30 protein-coding genes and 1 tRNA gene are annotated in these 25065 nt (G+C 67.4%); 2 read left to right on the top strand and 29 right to left on the bottom strand.

Annotated features, from left to right (window positions below):
• Position 1: 1 nt before the first annotated feature.
• From QE379_RS03870 to QE379_RS03810, 13 genes are all read right to left on the bottom strand, one after another.
• Positions 2–307 (bottom strand): hypothetical protein, encoded by a 306-nt coding sequence (locus QE379_RS03870; RefSeq protein ID WP_306998016.1) that lies wholly within the window; start codon positions 305–307, stop codon positions 2–4.
• A gap of 89 nt (positions 308–396) precedes the next feature.
• Positions 397–597: a hypothetical protein gene (locus QE379_RS03865; protein ID WP_306998014.1), complete on the bottom strand. Its 201-nt coding sequence runs from the start codon at positions 595–597 to the stop codon at positions 397–399.
• On the bottom strand, positions 594–839 hold the full coding sequence (locus QE379_RS03860) for a hypothetical protein (protein ID WP_306998012.1): 246 nt from the start codon (positions 837–839) through the stop codon (positions 594–596). Before QE379_RS03860 ends, QE379_RS03865 begins: the two co-directional genes overlap by 4 nt.
• 1 nt (position 840) lies before the next feature.
• Positions 841–1356, bottom strand: coding sequence for a hypothetical protein (locus tag QE379_RS03855; RefSeq protein ID WP_306998010.1), 516 nt, complete (start codon positions 1354–1356; stop codon positions 841–843).
• A 34-nt stretch (positions 1357–1390) separates the two neighbouring features.
• The gene (locus tag QE379_RS03850) at positions 1391–1765 is read right to left on the bottom strand and encodes a hypothetical protein (protein WP_306998008.1); all 375 of its coding nucleotides are present in this window, start codon (positions 1763–1765) and stop codon (positions 1391–1393) included.
• Positions 1766–2093: 328 nt separating this feature from the next.
• A complete protein-coding gene (locus QE379_RS03845) occupies positions 2094–4031 on the bottom strand; it encodes a VapE domain-containing protein (protein ID WP_306998006.1) in 1938 nt (645 codons plus the stop codon).
• A gap of 150 nt (positions 4032–4181) precedes the next feature.
• Positions 4182–4637 (bottom strand): hypothetical protein, encoded by a 456-nt coding sequence (locus tag QE379_RS03840; RefSeq protein WP_306998004.1) that lies wholly within the window; start codon positions 4635–4637, stop codon positions 4182–4184.
• Between the two features lie 70 nt (positions 4638–4707).
• On the bottom strand, positions 4708–4941 hold the full coding sequence (locus QE379_RS03835) for a hypothetical protein (protein ID WP_179510047.1): 234 nt from the start codon (positions 4939–4941) through the stop codon (positions 4708–4710).
• 9 nt (positions 4942–4950) lie between these two features.
• Positions 4951–5169, bottom strand: coding sequence for an AlpA family transcriptional regulator (locus QE379_RS03830; protein WP_306998002.1), 219 nt, complete (start codon positions 5167–5169; stop codon positions 4951–4953).
• 147 nt (positions 5170–5316) lie between these two features.
• Positions 5317–5940, bottom strand: a complete 624-nt coding sequence (locus QE379_RS03825; protein WP_306997999.1) for a site-specific integrase — start codon at positions 5938–5940, stop codon at positions 5317–5319.
• A gap of 125 nt (positions 5941–6065) precedes the next feature.
• The gene (locus QE379_RS03820; RefSeq protein WP_306997743.1) at positions 6066–7061 is read right to left on the bottom strand and encodes an IS5 family transposase; all 996 of its coding nucleotides are present in this window, start codon (positions 7059–7061) and stop codon (positions 6066–6068) included.
• Positions 7054–7689: an integrase arm-type DNA-binding domain-containing protein gene (locus tag QE379_RS03815; RefSeq protein ID WP_306997997.1), complete on the bottom strand. Its 636-nt coding sequence runs from the start codon at positions 7687–7689 to the stop codon at positions 7054–7056. Before QE379_RS03815 ends, QE379_RS03820 begins: the two co-directional genes overlap by 8 nt.
• Before the next feature lie 186 nt (positions 7690–7875).
• Positions 7876–7965, bottom strand: a tRNA-Ser gene (locus QE379_RS03810).
• Between the two features lie 164 nt (positions 7966–8129).
• Between QE379_RS03810 and QE379_RS03805 the strand changes: the two genes are divergently transcribed.
• The gene (locus QE379_RS03805; protein WP_306997995.1) at positions 8130–8885 is read left to right on the top strand and encodes an EipA family protein; all 756 of its coding nucleotides are present in this window, start codon (positions 8130–8132) and stop codon (positions 8883–8885) included.
• A gap of 126 nt (positions 8886–9011) precedes the next feature.
• Here the strand turns inward: QE379_RS03805 and QE379_RS03800 are convergent, their stop codons facing one another.
• Positions 9012–9395 carry a hypothetical protein gene (locus QE379_RS03800; RefSeq protein ID WP_306997993.1) on the bottom strand — a complete coding sequence of 128 codons (384 nt, stop codon included), beginning with the start codon at positions 9393–9395 and terminating at the stop codon, positions 9012–9014.
• A 14-nt stretch (positions 9396–9409) separates the two neighbouring features.
• Complete coding sequence (locus tag QE379_RS03795) at positions 9410–10744, bottom strand: dihydroorotase (protein ID WP_306997991.1); 1335 nt, start codon at positions 10742–10744, stop codon at positions 9410–9412.
• Between the two features lie 47 nt (positions 10745–10791).
• Between QE379_RS03795 and QE379_RS03790 the strand changes: the two genes are divergently transcribed.
• Positions 10792–11556 carry a folate-binding protein YgfZ gene (locus tag QE379_RS03790; RefSeq protein WP_306997989.1) on the top strand — a complete coding sequence of 255 codons (765 nt, stop codon included), beginning with the start codon at positions 10792–10794 and terminating at the stop codon, positions 11554–11556.
• Positions 11557–11565: 9 nt separating this feature from the next.
• On the opposite strand, the gene QE379_RS03785 is transcribed toward QE379_RS03790, so the two are convergent.
• The 14 genes from QE379_RS03785 to QE379_RS03715 form a co-directional block, all read right to left on the bottom strand.
• The gene (locus QE379_RS03785) at positions 11566–12105 is read right to left on the bottom strand and encodes a PilZ domain-containing protein (RefSeq protein WP_306997986.1); all 540 of its coding nucleotides are present in this window, start codon (positions 12103–12105) and stop codon (positions 11566–11568) included.
• 318 nt (positions 12106–12423) lie between these two features.
• Positions 12424–13551 carry an OmpA family protein gene (locus QE379_RS03780; protein ID WP_307003069.1) on the bottom strand — a complete coding sequence of 376 codons (1128 nt, stop codon included), beginning with the start codon at positions 13549–13551 and terminating at the stop codon, positions 12424–12426.
• A 116-nt stretch (positions 13552–13667) separates the two neighbouring features.
• On the bottom strand, positions 13668–14171 hold the full coding sequence (locus QE379_RS03775; RefSeq protein ID WP_306997984.1) for a DUF2793 domain-containing protein: 504 nt from the start codon (positions 14169–14171) through the stop codon (positions 13668–13670).
• 1 nt (position 14172) lies between these two features.
• Positions 14173–15588: a phage tail protein gene (locus QE379_RS03770; RefSeq protein WP_306997982.1), complete on the bottom strand. Its 1416-nt coding sequence runs from the start codon at positions 15586–15588 to the stop codon at positions 14173–14175.
• The gene (locus QE379_RS03765; protein WP_306997980.1) at positions 15500–16303 is read right to left on the bottom strand and encodes a hypothetical protein; all 804 of its coding nucleotides are present in this window, start codon (positions 16301–16303) and stop codon (positions 15500–15502) included. Before QE379_RS03765 ends, QE379_RS03770 begins: the two co-directional genes overlap by 89 nt.
• Positions 16303–16671 carry a peptidoglycan endopeptidase gene (locus QE379_RS03760; protein WP_306997978.1) on the bottom strand — a complete coding sequence of 123 codons (369 nt, stop codon included), beginning with the start codon at positions 16669–16671 and terminating at the stop codon, positions 16303–16305. The genes QE379_RS03765 and QE379_RS03760 overlap by 1 nt, the downstream gene beginning before the upstream one ends.
• Complete coding sequence (locus QE379_RS03755; protein WP_306997976.1) at positions 16668–17474, bottom strand: DUF2163 domain-containing protein; 807 nt, start codon at positions 17472–17474, stop codon at positions 16668–16670. Before QE379_RS03755 ends, QE379_RS03760 begins: the two co-directional genes overlap by 4 nt.
• Positions 17471–19741: a DUF2460 domain-containing protein gene (locus tag QE379_RS03750; protein WP_306997974.1), complete on the bottom strand. Its 2271-nt coding sequence runs from the start codon at positions 19739–19741 to the stop codon at positions 17471–17473. Before QE379_RS03750 ends, QE379_RS03755 begins: the two co-directional genes overlap by 4 nt.
• Positions 19742–19912: 171 nt before the next feature.
• On the bottom strand, positions 19913–20452 hold the full coding sequence (locus tag QE379_RS03745) for a tail tape measure protein (protein ID WP_306997972.1): 540 nt from the start codon (positions 20450–20452) through the stop codon (positions 19913–19915).
• Positions 20445–20639: a phage tail assembly chaperone gene (locus QE379_RS03740; RefSeq protein ID WP_306997970.1), complete on the bottom strand. Its 195-nt coding sequence runs from the start codon at positions 20637–20639 to the stop codon at positions 20445–20447. Before QE379_RS03740 ends, QE379_RS03745 begins: the two co-directional genes overlap by 8 nt.
• A 325-nt stretch (positions 20640–20964) precedes the next feature.
• Positions 20965–21951 (bottom strand): hypothetical protein, encoded by a 987-nt coding sequence (locus QE379_RS03730; RefSeq protein WP_306997968.1) that lies wholly within the window; start codon positions 21949–21951, stop codon positions 20965–20967.
• Positions 21952–22000: 49 nt separating this feature from the next.
• Positions 22001–22609 carry a hypothetical protein gene (locus tag QE379_RS03725; protein ID WP_306997966.1) on the bottom strand — a complete coding sequence of 203 codons (609 nt, stop codon included), beginning with the start codon at positions 22607–22609 and terminating at the stop codon, positions 22001–22003.
• Complete coding sequence (locus QE379_RS03720; protein WP_306997964.1) at positions 22609–23073, bottom strand: hypothetical protein; 465 nt, start codon at positions 23071–23073, stop codon at positions 22609–22611. Before QE379_RS03720 ends, QE379_RS03725 begins: the two co-directional genes overlap by 1 nt.
• Positions 23074–23261: 188 nt before the next feature.
• Positions 23262–25052, bottom strand: coding sequence for a phage minor head protein (locus tag QE379_RS03715; RefSeq protein ID WP_306997962.1), 1791 nt, complete (start codon positions 25050–25052; stop codon positions 23262–23264).
• Positions 25053–25065 lie beyond the last annotated feature (13 nt).

Raw genomic sequence — 25065 nt, 5'->3', positions numbered from 1 at the left:
ATTAGGCGCGCATGATTTTGAGATAGCGGGCGAACAGCTTGCCTTCTACCTGCGTGAAGGCAGCTTCCACGTCTCGCGTTTCTTGGTCGGCGGTTCGCGGCCAGCCGTTCCTGTCGCGGAGGGACTTGACGCGCGCATCGGTGAACAGGGCGAGTGTGTCGATGGTCGGGTCCGTGGCGAGCGCGAGCGCAGGGGACAGAAGTACGGCACGGCCCAACTCGCCCATCGCAGCCATTGCCGGTTCAGAGGCAGCGGCAGCGTGATTACGAAGGTGCTGCACGACGCGGGCGGCCAGATCGCGGGCCAACGGTTCGCGAGGCGCGGATGGATCCATGTCCGCCACCGCCTCGCGAACCAGCCGCGCCTCTAGCGCCGGTCGCCTTGGTCGCCCGCCACTCACCGGGGGACCAGCGCAATTACATTGACGCGGCCTAGTGCGTGCTTCGCCTTCCGGGCTTGTCCGCGCGTCAGCCCTTCGTCCTGAAATCGGCGCTCCAGAGCGTGAGGGTGAAGTGGTTCGCTGATTTCGTCCAACAGCGCGAGCGCGGCGGCGCGCACTTCGGGCGTTGCGGCGGCATAGGCAGGGTGGTCGATCATTGCATCGTCTCCACGGTGAGGGGGAGGCCCGCTTCCATTACGTCGAGGGCGCGACGCACCCAGGCGATAGCGGCGGCGGGGTCGCCCACGTTGTGCTGAGCGAGGTCCACGGCGCTGTAGGCGGCAGCTATGGCGATGTCGTCGGGGGCAACGCCTTGCTCGGCGTACTTAGAGGCGGCGAGCCGGTTCACCCGGCGGCAGCGTTCGATCTTGTCGATGCTGGCGGTTTCGCTCCTGGTCATATCAATGCACCCCATTGAAGTCGAAGTCAGCGGGCGGGCGCGCCAGCAGGCCTTCGTCGTCGTCATCGAGCGGGAATGCCTCGTTGCCGCGCTGTAGCTCGCGACGACGGGCGAGGCCGCCAGTGTCCATGCCGTCCTTGGCGCGGCTGTGGATGGCGAGGGAGCGGCGGGTGGTCGCGATGCAGGCCCGCAGCGACGCAAGTTCCGCGCACCGGGGATTGCGGATCGGCCCGCCGCTGGCACCTTCCACAACGCTGCCCTCACGGCGGATCGCATCGGCTTCGGCCCGCGCGTCGGCAATCATGCGCGTTAGGTCAGCGGCGATGCGGATCATGTGATCGGTCCATTCGCCCTTCGGCAACTCGGCAATCACCTCATTGAAGATGGTGAGTTCGGGGCTGGTCAGGAAGTAATCGGCAGGCGGCGTGATGATACGCTCGCCATTAAGCATGTCTTTAACTGCCGCTTCTGCGCTATCAGCACGTTGACGCCGTGGGTTCTTCACATTGATACTCATCGGGTGTCCTCCACTTTGGGTGTTAGTATATGCGTTACTGGTTGGCGCCGGTCGTAAGGCTGGAGGCGTCCGAACTTTTCTGGCCCCCTCCCGCCAGGGCGCTCCCGACGCCCGCCGGGGACGATGCAGGAGGGCTGGCGGCGGGGATGGCGCTAGGGTCGGACTGGACGGCGCTGGCGCACTGCGCTCCGGCCTTCCCGCGCCGCCGTATGCGGTACTGGCGCTCGGTCGGGTCCCACTCGATGCCGGGGTCTGCCGCCGCATCCTGCCGCGTCTCGCGGTCGAGGGCGGACAGGTTGAGGTGGCGAACGCGCCAGCGCACCTGCTCACGGCGGGAGCTATGGGTCGGTTCGACCAGCGCCGGGAGATAGTTGGTCGAGGCGTCGCGGATATACTGCTGTTCACTCATGATATTCCGTCCGTTCGGTTCAGGCGGGGAAGGCGAACCCCCTGGAGGGGCGGGGCGAACCCCTGTCGCGGGAGGGAGGGGGTTCGCGATTTCCCCAGCTTTTCTGCGGGGTTCCTTTGGGGCGAACCCCCCGAACCTCCCCGAACCGGGGTTTTCCGGTAGAGGGGTCGCGGGGGCCGTCTTTCCCCGTCCGCTTCCCCTCTCGTTTCTACTTCTAGAGAAAGAGGGGGTTCGGGGGGTTCGCCCCAACGAAACCCACAGAAAAGCTGAGGATACGGCGCCCCCCCCTGGGAGGTTCGGGCGGGGTTCGGGGAGGTTCGGAAGCCCGTCACATCGGCCTCCCGTCGTCGCCATGCGCGTCCAGACCAAGCACCACTGCGCGCGGCACCTCATCGAAAGCCCCGACACCATCACAATCGCCGCCCTTCACCCATGCGAGTTGCGGACGCCCATCGAAGCGAACCTTCGATTTGGGACGCCGCCAACCGAGCTTCTGCATGGCGGCGCTGAGGCGCACATTATCGTCCTGCGTCCGGCGCCCGACCTCCCCCAAGCCCAAGGCTTCCCACACGTCGTTGGCGCGAACCTTGCCCTCCCAGCCGTCTAGACGTTCGGACAGAAGATCGTGGAATGGGTCACCGATCTCACGGCCTGCTTGATGCGCCCCGGCCACCGCCCACAATTCTTCCGGCAGGCGAATGCTCGCACCAGCGGCTTCCCTCGCCGCTGCCTCCGCCCAAAGTTGGTCTCGATCCCGGCGCAGCGCCGCCAGATCGAACCGCTTGACCGCTACAGGCCAGAACCGCCGATTGCCGGTCATGTCGCGGAGATACTGGCCGTCGTTGGTGGTGCCGAAGAACACGCACTGGCGCGGCTGTTCCGTCGTCATGCGCCCGTAAGCGAGACGCGCCTTATCGACTTGGCGGCTAAGCATCGACTTGACGTGCTCGACAGCACCGCGTCTCAAGCCCTTCAACTCGGCAAGCTCAACGATCCACCGGCCCGCCGTTCGCTCCATCAACACCTTGCTATCGGCGTCCAGCGGGAGGTCGTCGGCAAACCAGTCCTCGCGGCCCGCCAGCGTGGCTAGGCCGCTGCTTTTGTTTCCGCCCTGCTCGCCTTCAAGGACCAGCATCTCATCGAACTTGCACCCCGGCACGCGGACCCGGCGGACGCCCGCGATGAGGCAGATAGCGCCAACAGCCCGCACATACTCGCTGTCCTCGGCCCCGGCATACGTCACCAGCCACTCATCGAGCCGGTCAACGCCGTCCCATATCAAGCCGTCGAGCATGTCGCGCACGGGGTGATAAGACCGGCGGCGGGCGGTATCGGTCACGATGTCGTGCCAGCGATCTTTGCCTACAGCGAGCCGGTAGCGTTCCTCCGCTTGCAGTCGCATCCGGTTGAGTGCGGCGTCGTCTAGTAGCGAACCGAAACCAGCCAGCCCCTCAACTTCATACCTGTCAGCGAAGTTATTGTACCGGACGGCGGTTCCCATCAGCTTGAGCGACAGACGCACGTTGCTGGGAATATTGAGCGGCTTGCGGTCGTCATCCCGCGCAAAGTCACGCTCCGCCCGCGTCGCGGCGATCAGGGCTTGGAATTTGTCACGGTCGTTGCCTGCTTCGATCCAGTCGGTGAAGTCGCCATTTCTCCCTAAGCCTGGAAGGTCGATGATCTTCACAGAGGCCGCGACCGGCACCAAAGATCGCGCAACGGCGGTGGCGTGCTTCCGTCCCTTTTCGTCATTGTCTGCGACGACAACGACGTGACGGCCCTCAAAATGCGTGTTGAAATGATCGCGCCACTTCATCGCGCCGTCTGGATTAGAAGTGGCTATGAACCCCTGCGCCCACGCTGTGTTCGCGTCCTTCTCGCCTTCGAGCACGATGATCGGCTCATCCGGGCGCGCCGCTTTCTCGCGAGTCAGATCATGCAACCGGAACGGCAAGTCGGGTTCATCACCCTTGCCCTTCATGTAATCGGTCAGGCCCTCGAAACGATAAAACTGATCGGGCCATTCCTGCTTCTCGATTTGAAGATCATTGCCGCCGCGAAGCCGACCGGTGAGAAAGACCTTCTCACCGTCACTTCGCAGCCCCTTAATCTTGGAGCAGGAGTATCGACCGCCTTCATGGTGGTAGTCGAAAATGTCGACCACCTTGGTCGTGCGATCATAGAATGGCCGGTCAGGATCGTCGGCTGACCAAGAGCCGTCAGCTTTCGTCTGACGTGCATCTTCGGCAGAAGAATCGGGCTTCATAGTTACCTCTGGGGTGGCCCCCGCCGTTCGGTCGGCGGGGGTCGCTTCGTTTTCAGGGACGAGCATCGCGGCCCTCCGGCAATCGCGCGCGGTCGAGGGCAGCGAGACTCACCGCCAGCCCGACCGTCGCGAGCAGCATCGCGAGCGCGTTCATTCTTCGGTGCCGACGACGGATGCGGCTTCCTCAATTGCCCGCGCCACCTTTTCCCGCAGACCCCGCACCTCGATCATCAGTGCCGTCTCGACGCAGCCGCCCGACACGAAGCCGGTGGAGAGGTCGAGGTCGGCGGTCGGGTGGATCGAGGTGGAGCCGTTGGCGAGCGTGACGACGGTGAACTGGTCGGCGGTCGGGTGTTCCTGCATCGCGTGATGCAGCCGGGTCGCCAATCGGCCCGCCATTTCGCGCTTGTGGCCCTTGTCGCGTTGGCTGAGATAGAACTCCGCCGCCGCGATCTGATCGAAAGACCAGCGTGGATGATCGGCGGTAGGAGCGAAGCCCAGCGCCTTGGTGGACTTGTCATCCTGCGCCTGCTTGCGATCCCAGTCGCGATTGAGAGCGGGAATAATCTTCTTGTGGACGTAAGGGCTGGTGAACTGGGTCTGCATATATACCTCCTCGTTTCGAGGCTTATTCTTCGAGTGCACTCCCTTCAGTCGAAAGTAATAATTCGACCGATTACTTGAGAGCGGCATTCCGATTGCCTGTCGCGGGGTTTGCATCATCGCGAAAACCGAACCGATGTTCGGCGCAACGGGTCATCGCTTCGCCCCAAGCGGTGTTCTTGTCTGCGAACGTGACCCGCCGTTCCCCGTCCGGCATGGGCGGATCGAAGAATACGGCCCATGTGTCGGCGGCGCGGTCGAGCACGACGACCGGCCCCGGCGGGCCGAAGTCAAAATCATCGTCCATCGTCTGCGCTCAGGCGCAGGGGTGGGCGGGATTGTCGCTGGCGTCGCGCAGAGCGGCGCGGGAAGCGAGGAACGCTTCCACGTCGCTCGTCAGGTGCGCTTTGCGGCGGGGCGACAGAAGAATGGGCGGCTTCAAGTCGCCGTTCTCGATCAGCCGTTCAATGGCATTGCGCGATAGGCCAAGCTGCTCGCGCAGTTCGGCGGGGGACAAAACGTACTTGGCAGTCATCAGTCGAAACCTCCCTTGGAGGTCCGGGAAGCCTCTAGAAGCTCATCCCGAACGATAAGGGTGTGCGTCGGCTTTCCTACAGTTAGTTATTTTTCTTTTGTGCAATTACAGCGGCTTATCATTTTTCCCGTGAGGACGGCTGCGCTTTCAAGCGCGGATCGGCACCACTTCCGCCGTTCGCTGGCTGCCTGATTCGCAGTACCCAGCCCAATCGGCCATCAACCGCTTGCGCTTCTCGAACAAGTCGCCCCGTCGGTATGCCGCCTCCACTGCATTGCTGATCGCGTGGGCGAGGGCCATCTCAACCACGGCGTCGGGGTATGCCGTCGTCTCAGCCGCCCAGTCGCGGAACGTGGACCGAAAGCCGTGGGCGGTCAGGTCGGTGCGATCCATGCGCTTGAGGGTGGCGAGCAAGGCCATGTTGCTGAGCGGCTTGCCCTTCGCCATCGGACTGATGAACACGAAGTCGCTGCCCTGATCGCGCGGCATCGAGCGCAGGAGCGCAACCGCCGCATCGCTCAACGGCACTCGATGGTCGCGGCGGGCCTTCATACGGTCGGCGGGGATCGTCCACACAGCGGCGTCGAGGTCAATTTCGCTCCACGTCGCGCCCAGCGCCTCGTTCGTGCGGGCGGCGGTCAGGATGGCGAACTCAAAAGCACGGGCGGCGACACCCTCCCGCTTCCGCACCTCGGCCATGAAGCTCGACACTTCGGCATATGGCAGCGCGGCGTGCGACTTCACCCGCTTCACCTTCGATTGCTTCGCCAACAGGATTCCTCTGCGAAACGGCTCATTTGTGACAGAGGATCTGGGCGAGGCTTTCGCTGCAGGGATCCGGTACGGGCCTTGGTCAGCTTTGGCTGGCCGGTTTGGAGGGGCAGGATCGCTCCGGCTCAGCCAGCGGCAAGGATGGCGGCGCGTCTGAGATTGTAGATGGTGGCAAAGGCGAGGAAGTCTGCGGCGTTCCGCTCGATCGACAGGCATCTGGTGCGCGCCTTGCCGTAGAGGCGCTTCATGGCGCTGAAGACCGCCTCGACAGGGGCGCGCCGTCTGGCGATGAGGTGGTTGCGCCGGGCCTGCCAGCGCGGCAGCTTTGGCATGTAGCGGTGCCGGCGATGCATGATGCGATCCTTGATCCCGGCCGCCTTCAGGGCCTTGCGACGCGCCTGGCCCTCATAGGCCCGGTCGGCATAGACCGCGCCTTCGTCGCCGCAGACCAGCGCGTCGGCCCGTTCGACATCCTGGACCCTGGCCGAGGTGAAGGCCAGCTTGCGGATCAGGCCCGAGCCCTCGTCCATGCCGATATGGAAGCGGTAGCCGAACACCGGCTTGCCGTCCTTGCGCGTCCAGTCGGCACCCGGCTCCTGGGGGTGCGGATCACCCGGCGCGATCCCGTCCCCGCGCGGGGGCTTGCGGGTCGCCTTGACCACCGAGGCATCAAGGATCGTCCCCCGCCGCAGCACCAGCCCCTGCGCATCCAGCTGCCGGTTGATCTCGGCAAAGCAGCGCTCCAGCACGTCCCCCGCCGCCGCAGCCGCGCGAAACCGGCACAGCGTCGTCTCGTCCGGCGTGCCGCCATCCAGCGCAAAGCCGCAGAACCGCCGGAACGACAGCCGGTCGAGCAGCGCCTCCTCCAGCCCGGGGTCCGACAGATCATACAACGCCTGCAGATACAGCGCCTTGACCATCGCCAGCGGCGCATAGGGCGGTCGACCCGTCCGACCCTGCCGCAGCGGCGACACCAGCGGCTCCAGCCGGCTCCAGTCGATCAGCCGCTCGATCCCCGACAGCTTCGCATTCGATCCCAAGCGCGGATCCATCAACGCTTCCACCAGCGATCGCTGCTCGACCATCACCATGCCCTCCTGCCCGCACAGTGAATCACTCAACCATCCTCATTGCCAGCCGTTTCGCAGAGGAATCCAACAGGTGGTCGAGGTTGCCCTTAAGACGGGCGGGATTGTCGCCGGTGCGGAGCTTGCGAGCGGTTGCCCGATCCAACACCTTCTCGATGCGAGCGCGCACCCGGCCCGCCGTCTCCGGTTTTGTTGCCCAAATCGGCTCCAACACCCGATACACTTCGTCGGTCGTGATCGCGGCTACGTCCATATTGCCCATGACGGGATAGGCGTATGCCGTCAGCGACTGCCGCCATTGGCCTTCGCTCTTACCGTTCGTCCACCCCGGCAGGAGGGCCGCGATGCAGTCCTCAGCGACCTCGCGGAAGGTAACGACGGTCGGCGCTGCCTTCGCCCGCTCTGCATGCTTCTCGGCCAGTGGATCGACGCCCCGGCGGATCATCCGGCGGAGTTCAGCGGCGCGGTCGCGCGCCTCCGTAAGTCCAAATTCGTCATCGAGCGGGCCAAGGCCCATCTGACGGTTCTGACCGGAGATCGTGTAGAGCAACGCCCAAGACTTGCGCCCGCCACTCCCAACACAGAGGTACAAGTTGTCCCCGTCCCCGTACCGCCCCTTTTCGGTCAGACCTTTGATCCGCTTCGCGCTGAGCTTTCCCATTGCTGTTCGACGCCCTTGTTCATGCTTTGTTCGACCCCTGTTTTAACCCCTGATTTGGCTCAAAGTCGACAAATATGACGAAGGTTCTCGAAGGCGCTAGAAAGCGGATCGAGTTGGCTAACGCTCTGAAATGCTGTGGAAAGCTGCGCGTAGAAGGCGCTTAGGGGCGCTCGAAAAAACAGCGGCTGGCGGAGACGGAGGGATTCGAACCCTCGGTACGGTTTCCCGTACGACGCTTTAGCAAAGCGTTGGTTTCAGCCACTCACCCACGTCTCCGGTTGCGGCGAGGTGCGGCTATAGCGGGGCCGGGGGAGGCAATCAACCGGGTCTGGAGGGGATTTTATCAGGAAAATCGACTAGAGGCCTTTCCGTCATTCATTGCACTGCAAGGCGCGGGCTGGTTAACCTGGCTCATCGGTTCGCCGGGGGAGTTTGAAGTCATGCGTTTCGTCTGTCTGGGTCTGTCGGTGCTGGGCGGCCTATCCATGGTCACCGCCGCGCCCGTCGCCGCACAGGTCCGCACCATCGACCCGAATCAGGGCATCGACAGCGACCTCGGCACCCAGCCCTCGCGCCCCGCCCCGCGCAGTACGCCCACGCAGGACGACGCGCCCGCCCCGTCCGCTCCACCGGTGCAGCAGCAGCCCCCCGTCACCGCCACGCCGCCCGCGACCACGCCGGAAACCCGCGCGACGCAGACGACCCAGGCCGCCGACACGTTCGAGCGCGACGATCTGCTCGCGGCGGGTGAAGGCGTGTTCGGCAAGGGTGCGGAAGGGCTGGCGGGGATGATCGAGCGGATCCTGCGCGAACAGGGTCGCCCCAACGCCTATATCGCCGGGCGCGAGGCGTCGGGCGCGTTCGTGGTCGGGCTGCGCTACGGCTCGGGGATCATGACCCACAAGGTCGAAGGGCAGATGCCGGTCTATTGGACCGGACCGTCCCTGGGTTTCGACATCGGCGGCGATGCGAACAAGGTGTTCGTGCTGGTCTATAATCTCTACGACACCGAGGAACTGTTCCACCGCTTTCCGGCGGCCGAGGGGCGGCTCTATTTCGTCGGCGGGTTCGCCGCGACCTATTTGCGGCGCGGCAATGTCGTGCTGATCCCGGTGCGACTGGGCGTCGGCTGGCGCGCGGGGGTGAATGTGGGGTATATGAACTTCACCCATAAGGCGCGGTGGTTGCCGTTCTGATTTCGGCCTAGGGATGAGGGTTTCCCTTGGCCTTCGACTTCGCTCAGGCTGAACGGGGGTGGGGTTGCGCGCTCGACCTCTCCCACAGCCGTTCAGGCTGAGCGAAGTCGAAGCCTACACCCTGCCCTATCCCCGTACCAGTAACCGATAAGGCTCACCCACCGCGATCACCGGCACGTCCCAGGGATGCGCGGCCAGTAGCTGCTCCGCCAGCGCATCCACATCGGCCGCCGCATCGTACATCGCGGTCAGGATGACGGTGGGCGACCAACTCGCCTCACCCACCGCCCCAAGTGCAGGCACCGCGCCCTCGCCCGGCCGGAAGCCCTCATAACCCAGCGCCAGTTCCACCACCTCGCGATACCGCCCGAAATCGCCGAGCGGCGGCGTGCGCAGGATCGTCAGCAGCGCGGCGGCGGTTTCGTCCCGCTCCACCGCACCCGGATCGCCCGCCATCAGCGCAGAGAGCGGGGCGGGCGCGACCGGGCAATAGACCCGGATATCCCGCACCCACCGCAGGGCCGTCATCCGAAGTCGACCGCTTCGAAGCGGATCGGCTGACCGGTCGGCGCGTCGGCCAACTGGTCTTCCCACATCGCCACCTGGCCGCGCACGATGGTGCCGATCGGCTTGCCGGTCAGTTCCATGCCGGTGAAGGGCGACCAGCCGCACTTCGACTGAAGCCACCGGTCCTCGATCGTCCAGCGCTTCTTCAGGTCGACGATGGTGAAGTCGGCGTCATAGCCCGCCACGATCCGCCCCTTGCCGACGATGCCAAAGATGCGCTGCGCCCCCGCGCTGGTCAGCTCGATCACCCGCTGGAGCGACAGTCGGCCATGGGCGGCATGATCGAGCAGCAGCGGCAGCAGGGTCTGCACGCCCGGCATGCCGCTGGGGCTGCCCGGATAGGGCTTGGCCTTTTCCTCCAGCGTGTGCGGCGCGTGATCCGAGCCGATCACGTCGGGCACGCCCTGGTTGAGCCAATGCCACAGCCCGTCGCGATGCGCGCCCGATCGGATCGGCGGGTTCATCTGCGCCAGCGTGCCGAGACGCGGATAGGCCTCCTCGCCCGCCAGGGTCAGATGCTGCGGCGTCACCTCGCAGGTCGCGATGTCCTTGTGCTGCGCGATATATTCCAGTTCGGCCGGGGTGGTGACGTGCAGGATGTGGATGCGGCGCTTGGCCTCGCGCGCCAGGCGCAGGATGCGGCGAGTGGCGAGCAACGCACTCTCGTCATCGCGCCAGACGGGATGCGAGGAGGGATCGCCCTCCACCCGCTCACCCGTGCGCGCGTTCATCCGGTCCTCGTCCTCGGCATGGATCGCGACGCGGCGATGGCCCGAGGCGAGCACCTCGGCCAGCCGCGCATCCTCCGACACCAAGAGGTCGCCGGTCGACGCGCCCATGAAGATCTTCACCCCCGCCGTGCCGGGCATCCGCTCCAGTTCGGCCAGGTCGCGGGCATTGTGGTTGGTCGCGCCGACATAAAAGGCATGGTCGCAATACATGGTCCTGGCGCGGGTCAGCTTGTCGGTGATCGCGTCGGCCGAGTCCGTGTTCGGCTTGGTATTGGGCATTTCGAAGACGGCGGTGACGCCACCCATCACCGCCGCGCGGCTGCCGCTGGCCAGGTCTTCCTTGTGCATCAGGCCGGGTTCGCGGAAGTGAACCTGGCTGTCGATCACGCCGGGCAGGATGTCCAGCCCGGTACAGTCGATCACCCGACCCGCATCGCCGCCATGGGCACCCCCGAACGCGCCGATCTCCACGATCCGGCCGTCGCGAACGCCGACATCGGCGCGGACCGGGCCGCCGGGCGTGTGAACGGTGCCGCCGGAGAGAAGCAGATCGAAGGTCATGACGAACGGGCCTTTCGCGAATGGTCGCGCCTTCCTACCTTGCCCGCATGAGCGATACCACCCCGACGACCGCCTCCGGAAGCACGCCCGGCACGACCCTGGCCGACCGCCGCCTGATCCGCGTAGGCGGCGAGGATGTGCGTGGATTTCTGCAAGGGCTGCTGACCCAGGATGTGCTGGGGCTGGAGCCGGATGCTCCCCGTTGGGCCGGACTGCTGACACCGCAGGGCAAGGCGTTGTTCGACTTCTTCCTCTGGGCCGATGGCGAGGCGGTACTGATCGATGCGGAAGCCGATCAGGCCGACGCCCTTGCCCGGCGGCTGACCATCTATCGGTTGCGACGGGCGATCACCATCACGCCGGTCCACGATCTGGCGGTGCATTGGAGCCTGGATGCCCCCGGCCGCCCCGCCGACCCCCGGCTGGCGGCGCTGGGCAAGCGCTGGCTGGCCCCGGCGGGCGAGGCGGCGAGCGGGTGGACCGCGCATCGCCTGTCGCTGGGCGTGACGGAAGGCGTGGGCGAACTGGGCTCGGGCGAGACGCTATGGCTGGAGTGCAATGCGCGCGAGCTGAACGGCGTCAGCTTCACCAAGGGCTGCTATGTCGGGCAGGAGAATACGGCGCGGATGCACCATCGGTCGAAGGTCAATCGGCGGCTGGTCGTCGCGCCACTGGGAGAAAGTGGAGACCGGACCCGCGCCACCTATCCCGCGCTGGGGTTGATGGTCGAGCATCGCCGGGTCGAGTCGCTGGGTGACGCCTTGCGCCCCGATTGGCTGGTCGCCGCGCTCGCGGAACCGGATCAGGGCTGAACCCGGGGGTCAGCGGGGAAGATTCGCTGCGTCGGCCAGCGCCTGCTGAATCCGGACGCTGGGCGCGGCGAGCATATGCCCGACCTGGACCGCAATCGTCGCGGCGGCGGCCAGACCGAACAGGCAGAGCGCGCCGAATTGCAGCGCGCTGGATATGGAGCGGCTTCGCTCCATACGGCGCGCGGCGTCGATTTCGCTGACCATGCGATGCGGTGCGTCGCGACGATCGCCGCCGGATGCGAGCGCGGCGGGCTTGCCCTCCAGACGCGGTTCGTTGACCAGCGCGTCGGCGCTGATCCTATCCTGGGTCCGGATGCCGGAGAAGCGGTCCCGCCGCCAGATGACGCGGCCGATCACGACCTGACGGCCGCGACGGATGTCGACATATTCGCCCGCCTGCAAGGGGTCGTCGCTCGCCAGCATCATGCCGCGCGACGAGACATTGTGAATGCACGCATCGCCCCAGCCCCGCACGGACTTGATGCGGCAGGGGATCAGAACCTGTCGGCGCGCCTCCCGGCTTTTATAATCCGGGCCCGCCCGCGCCATGAGATTCCTTTCACATCCAATCCCTGTCCATAGTGGACAGATACCAAGAAAGTGTGAATCCGTCGCTATTGAGCGGGTATTGGCGTCAGGGCGGCGGGGATAACGGCTCGTTGCGGCGGGCGAACGATCTTGCGGAAGGTTTGCGCAGGACCGACCTCGCCGAATTCGGCATGGGTTCCTGCAACGCTATCGAAACCGATCAAGCATGCGGGCGTAGCGCCGCATGACGGGTGACCACCACATATGGCCCCAAAGAAAAAAGGGAGGCCGGCTTTCGCCGACCTCCCTCTTTCGTCATCAGCCTTGGCTGAGCGTGGCTTATTGGCCAGCGCCCGGACCGTAGGTGATTTCGACGCGACGGTTCTGGACCTCGCGGACGCCGTCCGCGGTCTGAACGCGCAGCTTGTCGCGCTGCTCGCCGAACGCCTCGGTCGTGATCGTGCCGTCCGGGATCGAACGCGACGTCATGTACGCCTTCACCGCGTCGGCACGACGCTGCGACAGACCCTGGTTGTAGCGCGGCGTACCCGACGTGTCGGTGTAGCCCGCAACCATCACGCGGGCATTGCCGCAGCTCTGGTACTGGGTGATCGCATTGTCGAGGATCGACGCTGCTTCCGGGGTGACGTCCGACTTGTCCCATTCGAAGAACACGATGAACGGACCCGGCGAGCACTGCACGGGCTCCGGAGCCGGCGGCGGGGGCGGCGGGGGAGGAGGCGGCGGGGGCGGCGGGGGCGGCGGCGGGGGCGGCGGAGCTGCCGGTTCGCCGAAGTTGTACGCCACGCCACCCAGGATCGAGTGCGAACGGAAACGGCCGTCGAACGTGTTGTTCGCGACGTCGACCAGCTTGACGTTCTCGGCGTTGAAGAAGCGATACTTCAGCGTCGCGTCGATGTGGTCGGTCAGCGGCGCACGGATGCCCGCCAGAGCCTGCCACGCGAACACGGTGTCCGAGTCGTTCAGGAAGTCGGCGCGGTTGTTCAGGGCGTAGTTCGCCTTGACGCGCGCGACGCCGACGCCGCCACCGACGAAGCCCTGGATGCCGTCATCGGCACCGAAGTCCAGCAAGCCGTTCAGCATGAAGCTGAGCGCCGAGGTGGAACCACCGGCATAGTCGTAGTTACCAGCCGCAACCGTGCCCGCACCGATGCCGGTGTTGGTCAGCGTGGTCGAGCTGAAGCCGTCGACGGTCGCGCGGCGATAGCCGACTTCGGTTTCCAGACGGAAACCACCGAAGTCGTAACCCATCACGGCGTCAACATCATAACCATAGTCATGGTCGACGGTGGCCACACCGGTGCGCGTGCCGGTGACATCATAATCGATGTCCTCGACGATCATCCCGCCGCCTTCGATGCCGACGTACCACGACTTGTCGCGGGCGAGGGCAGGCGAAGCCAGAGCGGTGGAGGCGAGTGCCAGAACAATGGCAAGCTTCCGCATCATAGTCCCCTTTCTTGGTTGTCACTACGGACAGCGCAAACCCACTATCGACGTGTTGGTTTCCACGCAAGCAAACAAAAGCCCGGCACTGTGGCATTAAAGGCACAGGAATTTCGTCAGTCCGAGGCGATCAATCCATGGCTCCGCAGCGCCGAGATGACCGCGTTCAGCGCATAACGTGCCTCTATATCAATGACTTGCCCTCCATCCGGTTGGACGATGGCGGATTGTTGCGCGCCCAAAACTTTTTTACCGTTCACGGTCAATTCGCGCGCGACGACGCGCCCCGTCCGCCATGCCGTCCCGTCCCAATCGGATCGGCATTGTTCGGCCTTGTTCCACACCGAAAGCCCCTGGCGCGGCGGGAGAAATCGCCACCCGCCCTCGGTCCATCCGGCCAGCATCGCGGCACGGTCCTTCCACGCCGCCACCGGCTGGTCGCCGACCACCCAGGCCTGGCCCGGCACGGGCGCGTCGGGCGGGGTGTCGAGGCCCACCGCCTCGACACAGGGTTGCACCACCATGTCCAGCAGGGTCAGCGCCTCGTTATGGGTGATTTCCTTCTGCGCCTGCCCCGCGGTCAGCAGCGGCAGCGTCCAGCGCGGTGTTTCTCCGGTCATTTCAATTCTCTCCCACGAATCCGACCAGCGGCGCCGACGCGCCCCAGGTCCCCAATTGCCGCACCGTCACCCGCTCCCCCACGCTCGCCATGCCGGTCCAGCCGGGGGCGGTCACGATCGCCTCCCGGTCGCCCAGGGTCACGCGATAGCGCTCCGCCTCCTCGCCCAGCGGCGCATCGACCCGGTCGAGCCAGCGCCAGCCGAGCCGACTTCGCCGGGTCCAGCCCAGGGTGACGTGGCCGTCCGCATTCCGGCGGCTCCATAATCCGATGGGGGCGGGCGGCAGGATCGAACGACCAGTGACCTCCGCCACCGCCTGCACACCCTCGGTGCCGTCCGCCACGCCATGGGCCAGGAAGCGGACACGACCGCCCAGCGCGGTCATCGGCACGTCGATGGTCCGTACCGCCTCCGCCGCGATCAGCGCGAAGGGCATTCCCGCCACCGCCTGCCCGATCATCGCCTCGGTCCCGCGCAGGCCACGCCGCAACTCGCGCAATCGCCAGCGCCGGTCGCCCAGCGGCTCGGCCCGCGCGAACTGGATCAGCTCGCCGCCGATCCAGGCGAGATTGGCCCCCGCCTCGATCGCCGCCGCATCGGCATCGGCCAGATCCTCCGCCACCGTGACCACGAACGCCCCGCGCCGGTCGATCAACGATGTGGTGCCACCGCCCGGCGTCACCGCCGTCACGCTTCCGATCACGCCCGGCAGCGCGGTGGTGCCGATCGCGGTCCAGCTTGCCCCGTCGTCCAGGCTATAGGCCAGGTTCGCCTGCCGCCATCCCGGCCCGCCCGCCGCGATGACGGTCAGGCGCGGGGCGGACAGCAGGTCGTCGGTCAGCGGCGGCGCTTCAAAGGCGATCAGCCGCGTCGCCCCGATGGTCAGGTCCGTCGCCCGCGCGATCCGCCCCGGCGACGCCGCCAGCATCGGCCCGACATGCCCCACCGGCACGCAGGTCAGCCGCACGGCCATGGCCTCCCACGCCGCCTCGACCACGCGCCAGCGTCCCGCCTCTCCCACGATGGTGACGAGACCGCCGGGCGCGATGGCCAGCGCATCGGGGCCGAGCGTGACGGTCCGCCGCACCCGCTCGGCCCGTTTGCGTGCCAGCCGATCCTCGGCCAGCGTCCGCGCCGTGGCGGCATCGAGCACGGCGGCCAGATCCAGTCGCTCGTCGCGCACCCCGCCGGGGCGGCGCGCGCGCTGCATCCCGATCTGATAGTCGCGCGCCGGATCATAATGGGCGACGGTGACGCTCGCCGGGAGGATCGCCTCCGCCGCCACCTCGCGCTGGCCGCGGCGGCCCGGTCCGTCGGCGCCCATCCCCTCATCTTGGATGAGGGTCGGGACGGCGGCGGGGTCGGGCACCGCGAGGCGCAGGCCGCGCCCTTCCGCCACCCACTGACCGCCGCTCATATCGGCGAGCATCGCCAGCACCGCGCGCACGCTTCCCCCCGCTCGCCGCAAAGCCGCCGACCATCGTGCCGTCATCGCCCGCCCGCACCCATGGCGAGAGGGCCTGCGCGATCGTGCCGCAGGACAGGGACGCCGCATCCGCCTCCACCTCGAAGGTGAGTTGGGGGATCCGGTTGCCGAACTCGGCCAGCGCCAGCCCCTCGAACACCGCATAGGCGATCCCCCGAAAGGCCGAGGCACGCGCGCCCTCGACCGAGGCGATCAGCGGATCGACCGGCTGGTCCTCGGTACCCGTGTGGAGGCGAAAGCCGGTCGCGACCTTGAAGTCGCCCGCTTCCCCGCGCAGCAGGCGTCCATCGGCCCAGATGCGCCCGACGCGCCGGATCGTCCGCCCCGACAAAGCGACCGCGAAATTGGCGGAATAGCTGTAGCTTTCCGTGCTCGGCCGCCCCTTGCCCCCACCGGAGATGCCGCGCGACTCGACCAGATCGGTCGCCCAGATGACGGGGCCCGCCACGCGCATCGTGCCGAAGATGGCGGGCACCTGCGTGCCATAGCTGGAGGTCTGCACCGACAGCTCGGCCAGGCGCGGCCCCTGTCGCCGGGGCGAGCCCAGCACGGCATGATCCACCCGGTTGCCGATCAGCGCGCCGATCGCGCCGCCCACCGGCCCCAGCAGCGCACGGCCCACCGTGCCCAACACCAAGGTCGCCATTACCCCTCCCCCTTCCAATATCCCAGCACCGGCCAGGGCGGCGCGCCCGGTCGCCAGGCGACGCGGCGAAGCCCGGCATCGGCATGGACGATCCCGTCGCTCACCCGGATCGCCAAGTGCAGTTGTCCCGGCCCGGCACGCAGCAGCATCACCGCGCCCGGCGCGTCCTCTCCCCGCGGGAACTGCGCATCGAGCAGCGCCGACACCGGCCCCGCGTCACCGCTCCGCCAGCCATAGCCGGTCGGCGCATCCCGCCCGGTCGCCGCCGCGACCAGCCCGACACAGTCGAGGCCATGCACCGGATCGCGCCCGTGCAGCCGGAACCGCACGCCGACCAGCGCCCGCGCCGCCGCCTCCACGCCACTCATGCGCCGGGATAGCGGGTAAGCAGGTCGATGCCGGGCAGGAACGGCTCGCCCCGGAAATTCACAGCATTGGCAAAGCGCGACAAACAGGTCTCCAGCCGCTTGTCGCACCCCTCGACCAGTTCGATCAGCGGCGTGCCCTCGATGGCGAAGGCGGGCGTGGCGGAGAGCCACAGCCGGTTCCCCTCCGACCGCGCGACTGCGCTCTCCAGCCCGGTATTGGCTCCGCCGAGCCAGATCAGCCGTCCCTGGCCATAGGCATTGGCGACCGGCTCGGCGGTGTCGAGGGTCAGCATCACCTCGCCATCCCAGGCCGCGACGCGCGCGAAGCGCCGCCGCCCCGCCATCGCCACCCGGCACCGCCGGTCGCCCAGCGAGGCGCGGCAGTCGGGCGAGGTTTCCTCCGCCACCGGCTGGTCGAGCAGCGCGCCCATGCCGCGCAGTTCGGCGGTGAAGCCCCCCTCGCCCAGTTGCACCGCGCCGATCACGCCCTGCCCCAGCGGCACGGGTGCGGCCTCGCCGGTCCAGTCGACCGCGAACGCCGCCACGCTCGCCCCGTCCCAGCGACCGGCCAGCAGGTCGCGCTCGGCGATCGCGGCACTGGTCAGCGCGCCCGAGGCGTCCATCAGATCGGGGTCCAGCCCATCGCCGCGCAGGATCGCACTCGGCACCAGGCCGGGCGCGGCGCGGTAGCGGAGTTCATCGATCCACAGGTCATGGTCATGCCCGGTCAGCCCGATCGTCACCCCGTCGCGCCGGTCGATCCGCCAGCACAGCACCCATGTCGTGACCGTGTCGGCGCTCATGCCTCCCGCACCTCGACCAGCGGGACCGAGGGCACCGCCCCCGCCCGGAACCCGGCCAGCGTCGCGCTCAACCGATCCTCGGCAAAGCGGACGGGCACGTCGAAGGTGAAGCTGGCGGTGATCGCCGTGCCTGGCGCGGGCGCGGTGTCGAGCAGCAGCCAGCCGCCCGGCTCGACGACGAAATCCGTCACACCCGCACCCGCCACCTTCACCGAGACGCTACCCGCCAGCGGGCGGGTGATCCGCCGCACCTGATCGTCATAGTGACGGACCAGCGCGAACCGGCGCGTGGTGCCGTCGCCGGTGCCGACGCGCTCCTCGGTGCCGGTGCTGTCGAACGGATCGCGCAGGCGAAAGCCCCGTGCCGGTCCCATTCGCGCCCGGAAGAAGGCCAGCAGCCGGGCGACGTCCTCCGCCGAACGGATGCCGGGTCCGACATCATAGGTCGTCCGCGCCTCCGCCCATGAGGCATTGCGCGCCTCTCGCCCGCCCGCGCCGGTCAGGATCGCGGTGGAGAAACCGGGCGTCACCTCCGCCTCGCGCCCCAGTGCCAGGGGAAAGAGCACATCGTCGAAAGCCTGCATATCATCCTCCCCTTCCCAACAGACGAAGCCGTCGCGCATCACCTGGGGGATCGCCCACAGGAAGGTCGCGGCGACGCCCCGGTCACGCGCCGTCCGCGCGGCTTCGGCGATCCGGCCCCATTGCGCCCGCTGGTCGGCACGCAACACGAAGCCCGACAGATAATGCTGCCGCCCCGGCGGATAGCCGAGCCGCGCCTCGGCCAGCGCCACGCCCTTGCGGGTCGAGGCGGTGTCGCCCGCCGTCACCCAGTCATAATCCTCCAGCTGCAACACATCGAAGGCCGGGCTCGCCCAGCCGACCGGCATGTTGGCGCGGCTAGCCTCGGGCGCGAGCGGGTCGAGCACGGTCGGCAGATAGGTGAGCAAATGGGTGACGCAGCCCGGTGCCGCCGCTTTCGCCGCCGCACAAAGCGCCGCCGTCGAGGCCGCCAGACACGCCCCCGCCCGGTCGAGCGTGTCGCGCTGCGCCTGGCTTTTCGGCCCCGTCATGCTTGCCATCGGCACCGGCGCGAAGGCCGCCACCGCCGCCGCATCGTACAGGCACGGCGCACCATCCGACGGCCGCACCCACCACCAGGGCTCCCCGACCTGGAATTTCGGCGCCAGCCCCGCCGCCTGACCGATCGCCAGAAACGCCTGCGCCACCGCCCGCAGATAGGCCATCGCGCCCGCATGCGCCGGGCTGAGCAGCGTCGAAGGCGGCGACCAGCCGGTCAGCGCGGGGCCGCCGTCCGCCGAACGCTGTTTCCAGTCGTTCCAGCAATGCGCATCGAACAGCTCGTAGGAGAGCGACCAGATCAGGTCTTGGCCCAGCGCCTTGGCCTCCGCCGCAAAGCCGCGATGCCATGCCGCGCATGCCGCGTTCATCACCCCGCCCGCCAGGCTGACATACAGGCCGTCACCCAGTCGCTCGAGCCGGAAATAATGGCTCATGCCGACATAATGGATGATGTCTCCGCGATAGCCGAGGTGCAGCATGTTGCGCAGCAAACGCTGCGGCGTCAGGTGATAGCTGTCGTCATAGCCGCTCGCGATTGCGAACCCCTGTTCGGGCAACACCGCCGCCCCGACGCCGATCACCGATCCCGGTCCGTCGCAGGCGATGCCGGTCATCTCGACCCAGCCTTCCTGCGGCTGGGCCAGAAATCCCGCATGCGCGTCATAGCCGGGCGCAACCAGCGAAACGAACATCCGGTCGACATCCCCCGCCCAGACCGGATCGCGATCCTCGGGGAAGTTGAACCCGCCCGTCAGATTCGCGAAGTCGATGACGATCTCCGCATCCTCGGGCGTCCCGGTCGCATAATTCCACAGCCGGACATACCAGGCGCGCGCCTTGCCGTCCGCATCTCGCCCCTCGATGGTCAGCGTCGGGCCGTGCACCGCATCCAGCGGCTTCATCCCGCCCGAGCGCCAGCGGAACCGCAACCGGCACTCGCGATAGTCGCGCCCCGTCTCATAGCGGAGCAATGGGTGGTCGTGCCGGTCCGCCGATTCCCAGATGAGGCCCGCCAGATCGTCGGTCCGGTAGAAAACCGTATCGACCCGCAAGGCATCGGGCGCGGTCGCCACCACCGCCGCCATCATCGGGCGCGGAAAATCGACCGTCCAGTAACGCGGGTCGAAGCGCGACAGCGTATCGCTCCGCTGGTCCCGGCGTTCGCTGTGCAGGCAATATTGCATGGAGTTCGTCTCCCAGATGTCGAGGCTCCTGCCCCTCCACCACCGGCCTGACGCCCGGCGGTTCCCCTCCCCAAGCCGAGCTTGGGGCGGAATGGCGTTTCCAAATCCTCCCCATCTCCGATGGGGAGGGGGACCGCGCCCGAAGGGCGTGGTGGAGGGGCATCCCCGCCCTCAGTCCTCCGCCAGCGCCGCCCGGACCGCCCGCGCCACCTGTCGGCTGGAGCGTTGCAGCACGCCCCCCGCCTCGCCCGGCGCGGCGTTGATCGTGATCGCCACCCGCACGTCGCGTGGGGCCCCACCGGGGCTCAGCGTCTCCACCCGCCCGCTACTGGTGGGCACGAACAATTCCGGCCCGCGTTCGCCGACCAGATAGGGGCGGTCGGGCGATACCGGCCCGCCGGTCGCACGCCCCGGCGATCCCGCCAGCAATCCGCCGATCAGCCGCACCAGCCCTTCCCCGCCACCGGCCGCCGCCACGCCCTCCCGCAAGGCGGCGCGCGCGATCGAATCCAGTGCCGTCAGCGCGGTCGCCTTCAATTCCTCGAAGCCGAACCTGCCGGTCCGGGCGGCACGGAGCAGCGCCCCCTCGACGCTGCGCGCCCCCCGTTCGGCGGCGTCGCCCAGCCCTTGCGACAATTCGCCGCGCATCGCGGCCATATCGGCGGCGAAGCCCCGCATGTCGATGCGGGGTGCGATTTCCTGTTCATCCATCCGGATACATCTCCCGCAACCGGGCGAGCGTGGCGGGCGAAGGCGGATCGCCCTCGGGCCGCCCCGCCATCGCCGTCACGACGCCGTGGATCTCGGCCGGGGTGGCGCGCCAGAAGCGGTCGGGCGACCAGCCCAGCACTGCCCCCGCCATCCCCGCCAGCCGCCCCGCCTCCTCGGCGAAGGTCACCGCCCGCCCAATATCTGGCGCAGCAATTGCCGCAGCACCGGCGCCAGCGCCGCCAGCCCCAATTCGACCAGCGCCTCGCCCAACTGCTCGCGGCTCAGCCCCTCGGGTGTAGGGGATCAGGAACTGTCACATCTTGGAATGGTGGGATTGGGCGGGCCATCCTGGGATAATTTGGGATGAGAATGGCTGAAATCTGGGCTTTCGAGGGGTTCGGAGCCGAAGTGTCACGGGCGTGACAGTTTTCGGGCCTGAAAGGGCTTGAAACGACCGTTCAACCCTTATGAATGGCCCAATGTGACAGTTCCTTCTTCTGGCAAAAACCCCCTCACAGGGCTGCGATCAGCGGCTTGAGCGGTCGGATCATCGCGGCCCAGATATCGTGCACCACGCTTTCGGGGTGGGTGCCATCGGCTGTCGGCGACGTGGCGAAGGCCGATCCGACCGCATGAGTCGAACTGGGCGTGATGCTCGGCGAAAGCGTCAGGGTAAACGTGCCATCGCCGTTGTCTGTCACGGTCGAGATATTGCCCTTCATCTCGACAGCGGACGTGCCCGGCTCGAAATAGGCCATGCTGCCTACCGCCGGGGGCGTAGTGGCGGTAATCTTGACGGTCGAGGTGGCCACACCCGCCGCCAGCGCGGTCGCCAGCTTGCCGCCGCCCGCCTTCACGAACGCGAGCCGCGCCCATACCGGAGCCTGCCCGGCGAACTGCACATCGGGGCGCAGCTCGCGCTGGCCTTCGCGCAGGTCGACCACCATCGCCAGCGGCGCGGGCACGGTCGTCACCAACCACTCGTTGAAATCCTCCAGCGCGACGCCCGCCGTGTACGGTCGCGGCTCCTGCCCGTCCAAGGTCGCGTAATTGGTCGCGCTCGATGACGTGACCCGCGCGCTGACCGTGGATTGGATAATGGGAATACCGGGGAAGGTCGCCGCCAGGAAATCCCACCACGCCTGTGCCCGCGCCTTCATAAGCACCAAGGCATCGGCGGGGTTGGTCGGGCTGGGGATACCCGAAAAGTCGTTCCGCAGGCCCTGCGACCAGATGTGCGTGAACGGCCAGCGCCCGCCGTTCATATCGCGGATGGCGGCGAACAGGGCATAGCGCTGGCTGAAGCGGTTGCTGCCCGGCGTCACGTCCATGAAATCTTCCATGGATGCGCCGTGGTGGCCGAAGTTCGCGACGCCGAACGATCCCGGCCCGGAGGGATCGCCCAGTCCCTTGACGATGCCCCCGACAAGCTGGCGCGCGTCGGGCCGTATGTCGTTTTGCTGGGTGATCGAATCGCCGATCAGGAGCACGGATGGCATCGAGCCGTTGAACGGCACCAACACCCCATGCGGCTTGTAGCCCCGACTGCTATCGGGCGTACTGCCCGTTATCTGGCCCCCGGCCATGTTGCTGGCCGCATAGGCAGTGCCGCGCCGTCGATACTCGCCAAAGTTCGCATCGGCGTTCCAACCGGTCGGACGCTTGCCGCCCGCCCGGAGTGGTCAGGCTGACCCGGTGCCAGCCGCCGCCGAATGCGGGGCGGGCGTCCTCGATGGCGAAGCCGCCGTCCGGCATGACGATCGAGGCCGCCCCGCCGAACGTCCCCGCCACGCGCGTCCCGCCGCCATTGGCCGCCGTGAACGTCACGGACCCATCGATCGTGTTGGAATTGCCCGGCGGGGTTTCCAATGCGGTCGGCCCCCCGCTGTCTGCCGAATTGAACCCGAAGTTCAGATAGACGAAGCGATGCCCGGCGGGCTGGGCGGTCATGAAGTTGTCGGAAACCTCATTCAGCGCGCCCGATGCTGGCGCATAGGCCAGTGTCGTGGTGCTGTTTCCAACCGTTCGATAGGGCGACAGGCCGAACACCAGGTCGCCAGCCTTGGGATAACTGGCCGGACGGACGACCGGTTGCGGCGGTACGAAGCCCGGCACCTGTCCAGGGCCCAGCGCGATGCGATCGAGGAAGCGCACCATTACGCGGGCACCCGCGACAGGCTGGCGTAGCAGCCGCTGGTTCCATTGACCGAACCACGGACCATCGCGAACGAGCCGAGCGCGACGCCCGTGCCCGATCCACTATCCGATGCCGTCTTGGTGACGAGCGGCAGCCAGGTCAGCCCGTCCGCGCCCAGCACCTCCAGCTTGAACGTGCCGTAGGTGCCGCAGAGCTGCGACAGGATGTAATCGCCGCCATAGAGCTTGACCGGGATGCTGGGGGTGTTCGCGCTGACAAGCTGGAACGCCTCGCGCACCCCGCCAACGGGGAGCGGTGTCGCGGGCGTGACCGGCATCGCCTTCTCACCGATCCCGCCGAAGGCGATGGCCGTTTGCGGCGTCGAGGCACCGGGCGCGGCGATCGGTTTGGTCGACTGGGCGAGGACGGCGGTCGGCGGGAGGAGCATGGCGGCCAGCAGGACGCCGATGCGACGGGGTGACATGGGAACAGCTCCTTGGCGTGGTGACGGCGGCGATGATGGGCGCATCGCGGCGACTTGTCGGGGGGCGCTGGCGCGCCTAAATAGGAGGAGCGTCGCGCGTGACACGGTGAAACTGGCGGCCGTAGGACCGGAGCAATCCGGGATCGCTTGCGAGGGAATGTCAGACCTCGCCGCGCGACGCACCCTCCCTACCATATCGGCAGGTCCAGAATTGCGGCCAGTTCCTCGCCCTGCAACACGCGCAGCGCGATAATCTGGAGCAGGCTGGTCTTCGGGCGAAGCCGCAGAACAACGGTCCGATCCCCGACCGTGCGGACCAGCAACGCGTCGTCTCCGTCGCGCAGGATTCGGTCGGGCGTATCCGCGAAAAGGCTCAAATCCCCGATATCGCCGACGATCGCTGGCAGATGATCGCGGGAAATACGAACGATCCCCTGCTGCGCCCCGAGTAGACGCCGCAGATCGTCCGCCAGCGCCAGCGCGGGCGCTTCGCCCATCCGCTCGACCACCGCCGCGAAACGGTCGGACGTGACGAACGCTTCGAGCGCGGCCTGGGTGGCGGGCAGGTCGGCCTTGGCCGCCTCGATCAACGCCTGGATCGCCGAGCGACCGTCCTTGCGCGTGGCATCGGGGCCCAGCCGGGCCAGCGCCGTGGTCGCGGCCATTTCGGGGCCGCTTGCCACCGGCTTGTCGTCGACGATGGCGGCACCGCCGATGCGGGTCCCCGCGCCAATCTCGCGCGCCAGGTGCTTGGCGTCGCCGATGCGGAAACTCTGAAGATACATTTCGTCGCGCGACGACGTGACCTTCACCACGGCGCGCAAATATCGGTCGTCGTCCAGCTTCCACAGAACGACATGCTGATCCCGATCATGTATCACATGGTCCGGCGCGGAGCCGATTTCGGGCAGCTTGCGGTAATCGACCACGACCAGGTCGGTGTGCCCGGCACTGCGCGCCGTCTGGCCGAGCTGCTTGGCGTAGCTGTCGCTCGACAGCACCACGACATGGTTCTTCGCCCCCAGCACCGCGCGGGCCGCGTCGTCCAGGACCATGACTGGAAAGACGCCGCCCGGCTCCGACAGCGTCTCCAGAAAGGCGTCGCTTTTGACCAGGTCGGTCAGTACCGCGCGTGCCGCCTTCGGATCGATCGGGGCCATCGCCTCCAGCGACCGGGTCGCCTTTTCGGCGACGGCCTGCATCCCGAACGCGCCGGGGTTGTAGGCAAAGCCGGGCCCGATCCCGACCGGCACGGCCTCCGGCTTGTCGGCCCCCTTGCGCCAGAAGGTGCGCAGCCGCCCCCCGACCTGCCCATCGGCGGTCATCCACCCGATGCGGACCAGCTCGGCCTCGGTGGTGACGCGGTAGCCCAGCCGGTCCATGTCGGCCTGCGAAAGCTGGCGGACCGAGCAGCGGCATCGCCAGTCGTTGGGCGGATAGAAGATCGCCCAGGCGGGATGGTCGACGGGCAGGATGATGCGGACTGGAAAGGCCGGATCGTTGCCGCCCCAGCGCCGATGCAGCGGGCGCGTCCGGTTGTCGCCGATCGACACGTACATGAGGTACGGTCGGACATCCTTCATCTCCTGGATGCGCTTCCATCGCCCAGCCGCGCGGCTGACCCGCAGGTTCGTGTCGTAGATGGTGCGCAGGCGACGCCCGCCGACGAAGACGGGATCGTCGGTGCCGGTGACGGCCTTGTCCTCGACCATCCCCCACCACCCGGCCTTCTTCAGCTCGGGGATGAGGCCCGCCTTCCATTGCTCCAGCGTGCCGCCGTCGCGCATGACGGTGTCCAGCGACTGGCGGATGGTCGCCAGCAGGTCGAGGTTCGCCACCTTGGCGACGGTGAAGGCGCGGGCGTGATCGGCCTGCCACATCTCCGTCCAGTGTACGGTCGGGCGCAGCGTGTCCCGCGCCTCGAACGCCGCGACGGTGTCGTCGGCGGGCAGGTTGATGGTGGCGCGGAGCGGTGGCACGCCCGTCATACAG

Origin of the sequence: Sphingomonas sp. SORGH_AS_0879 (genome assembly GCF_030819175.1) — a bacterium.
Taxonomy (GTDB): domain Bacteria; phylum Pseudomonadota; class Alphaproteobacteria; order Sphingomonadales; family Sphingomonadaceae; genus Sphingomonas.
This window is presented reverse-complemented; position numbering and strand designations above follow the sequence as displayed.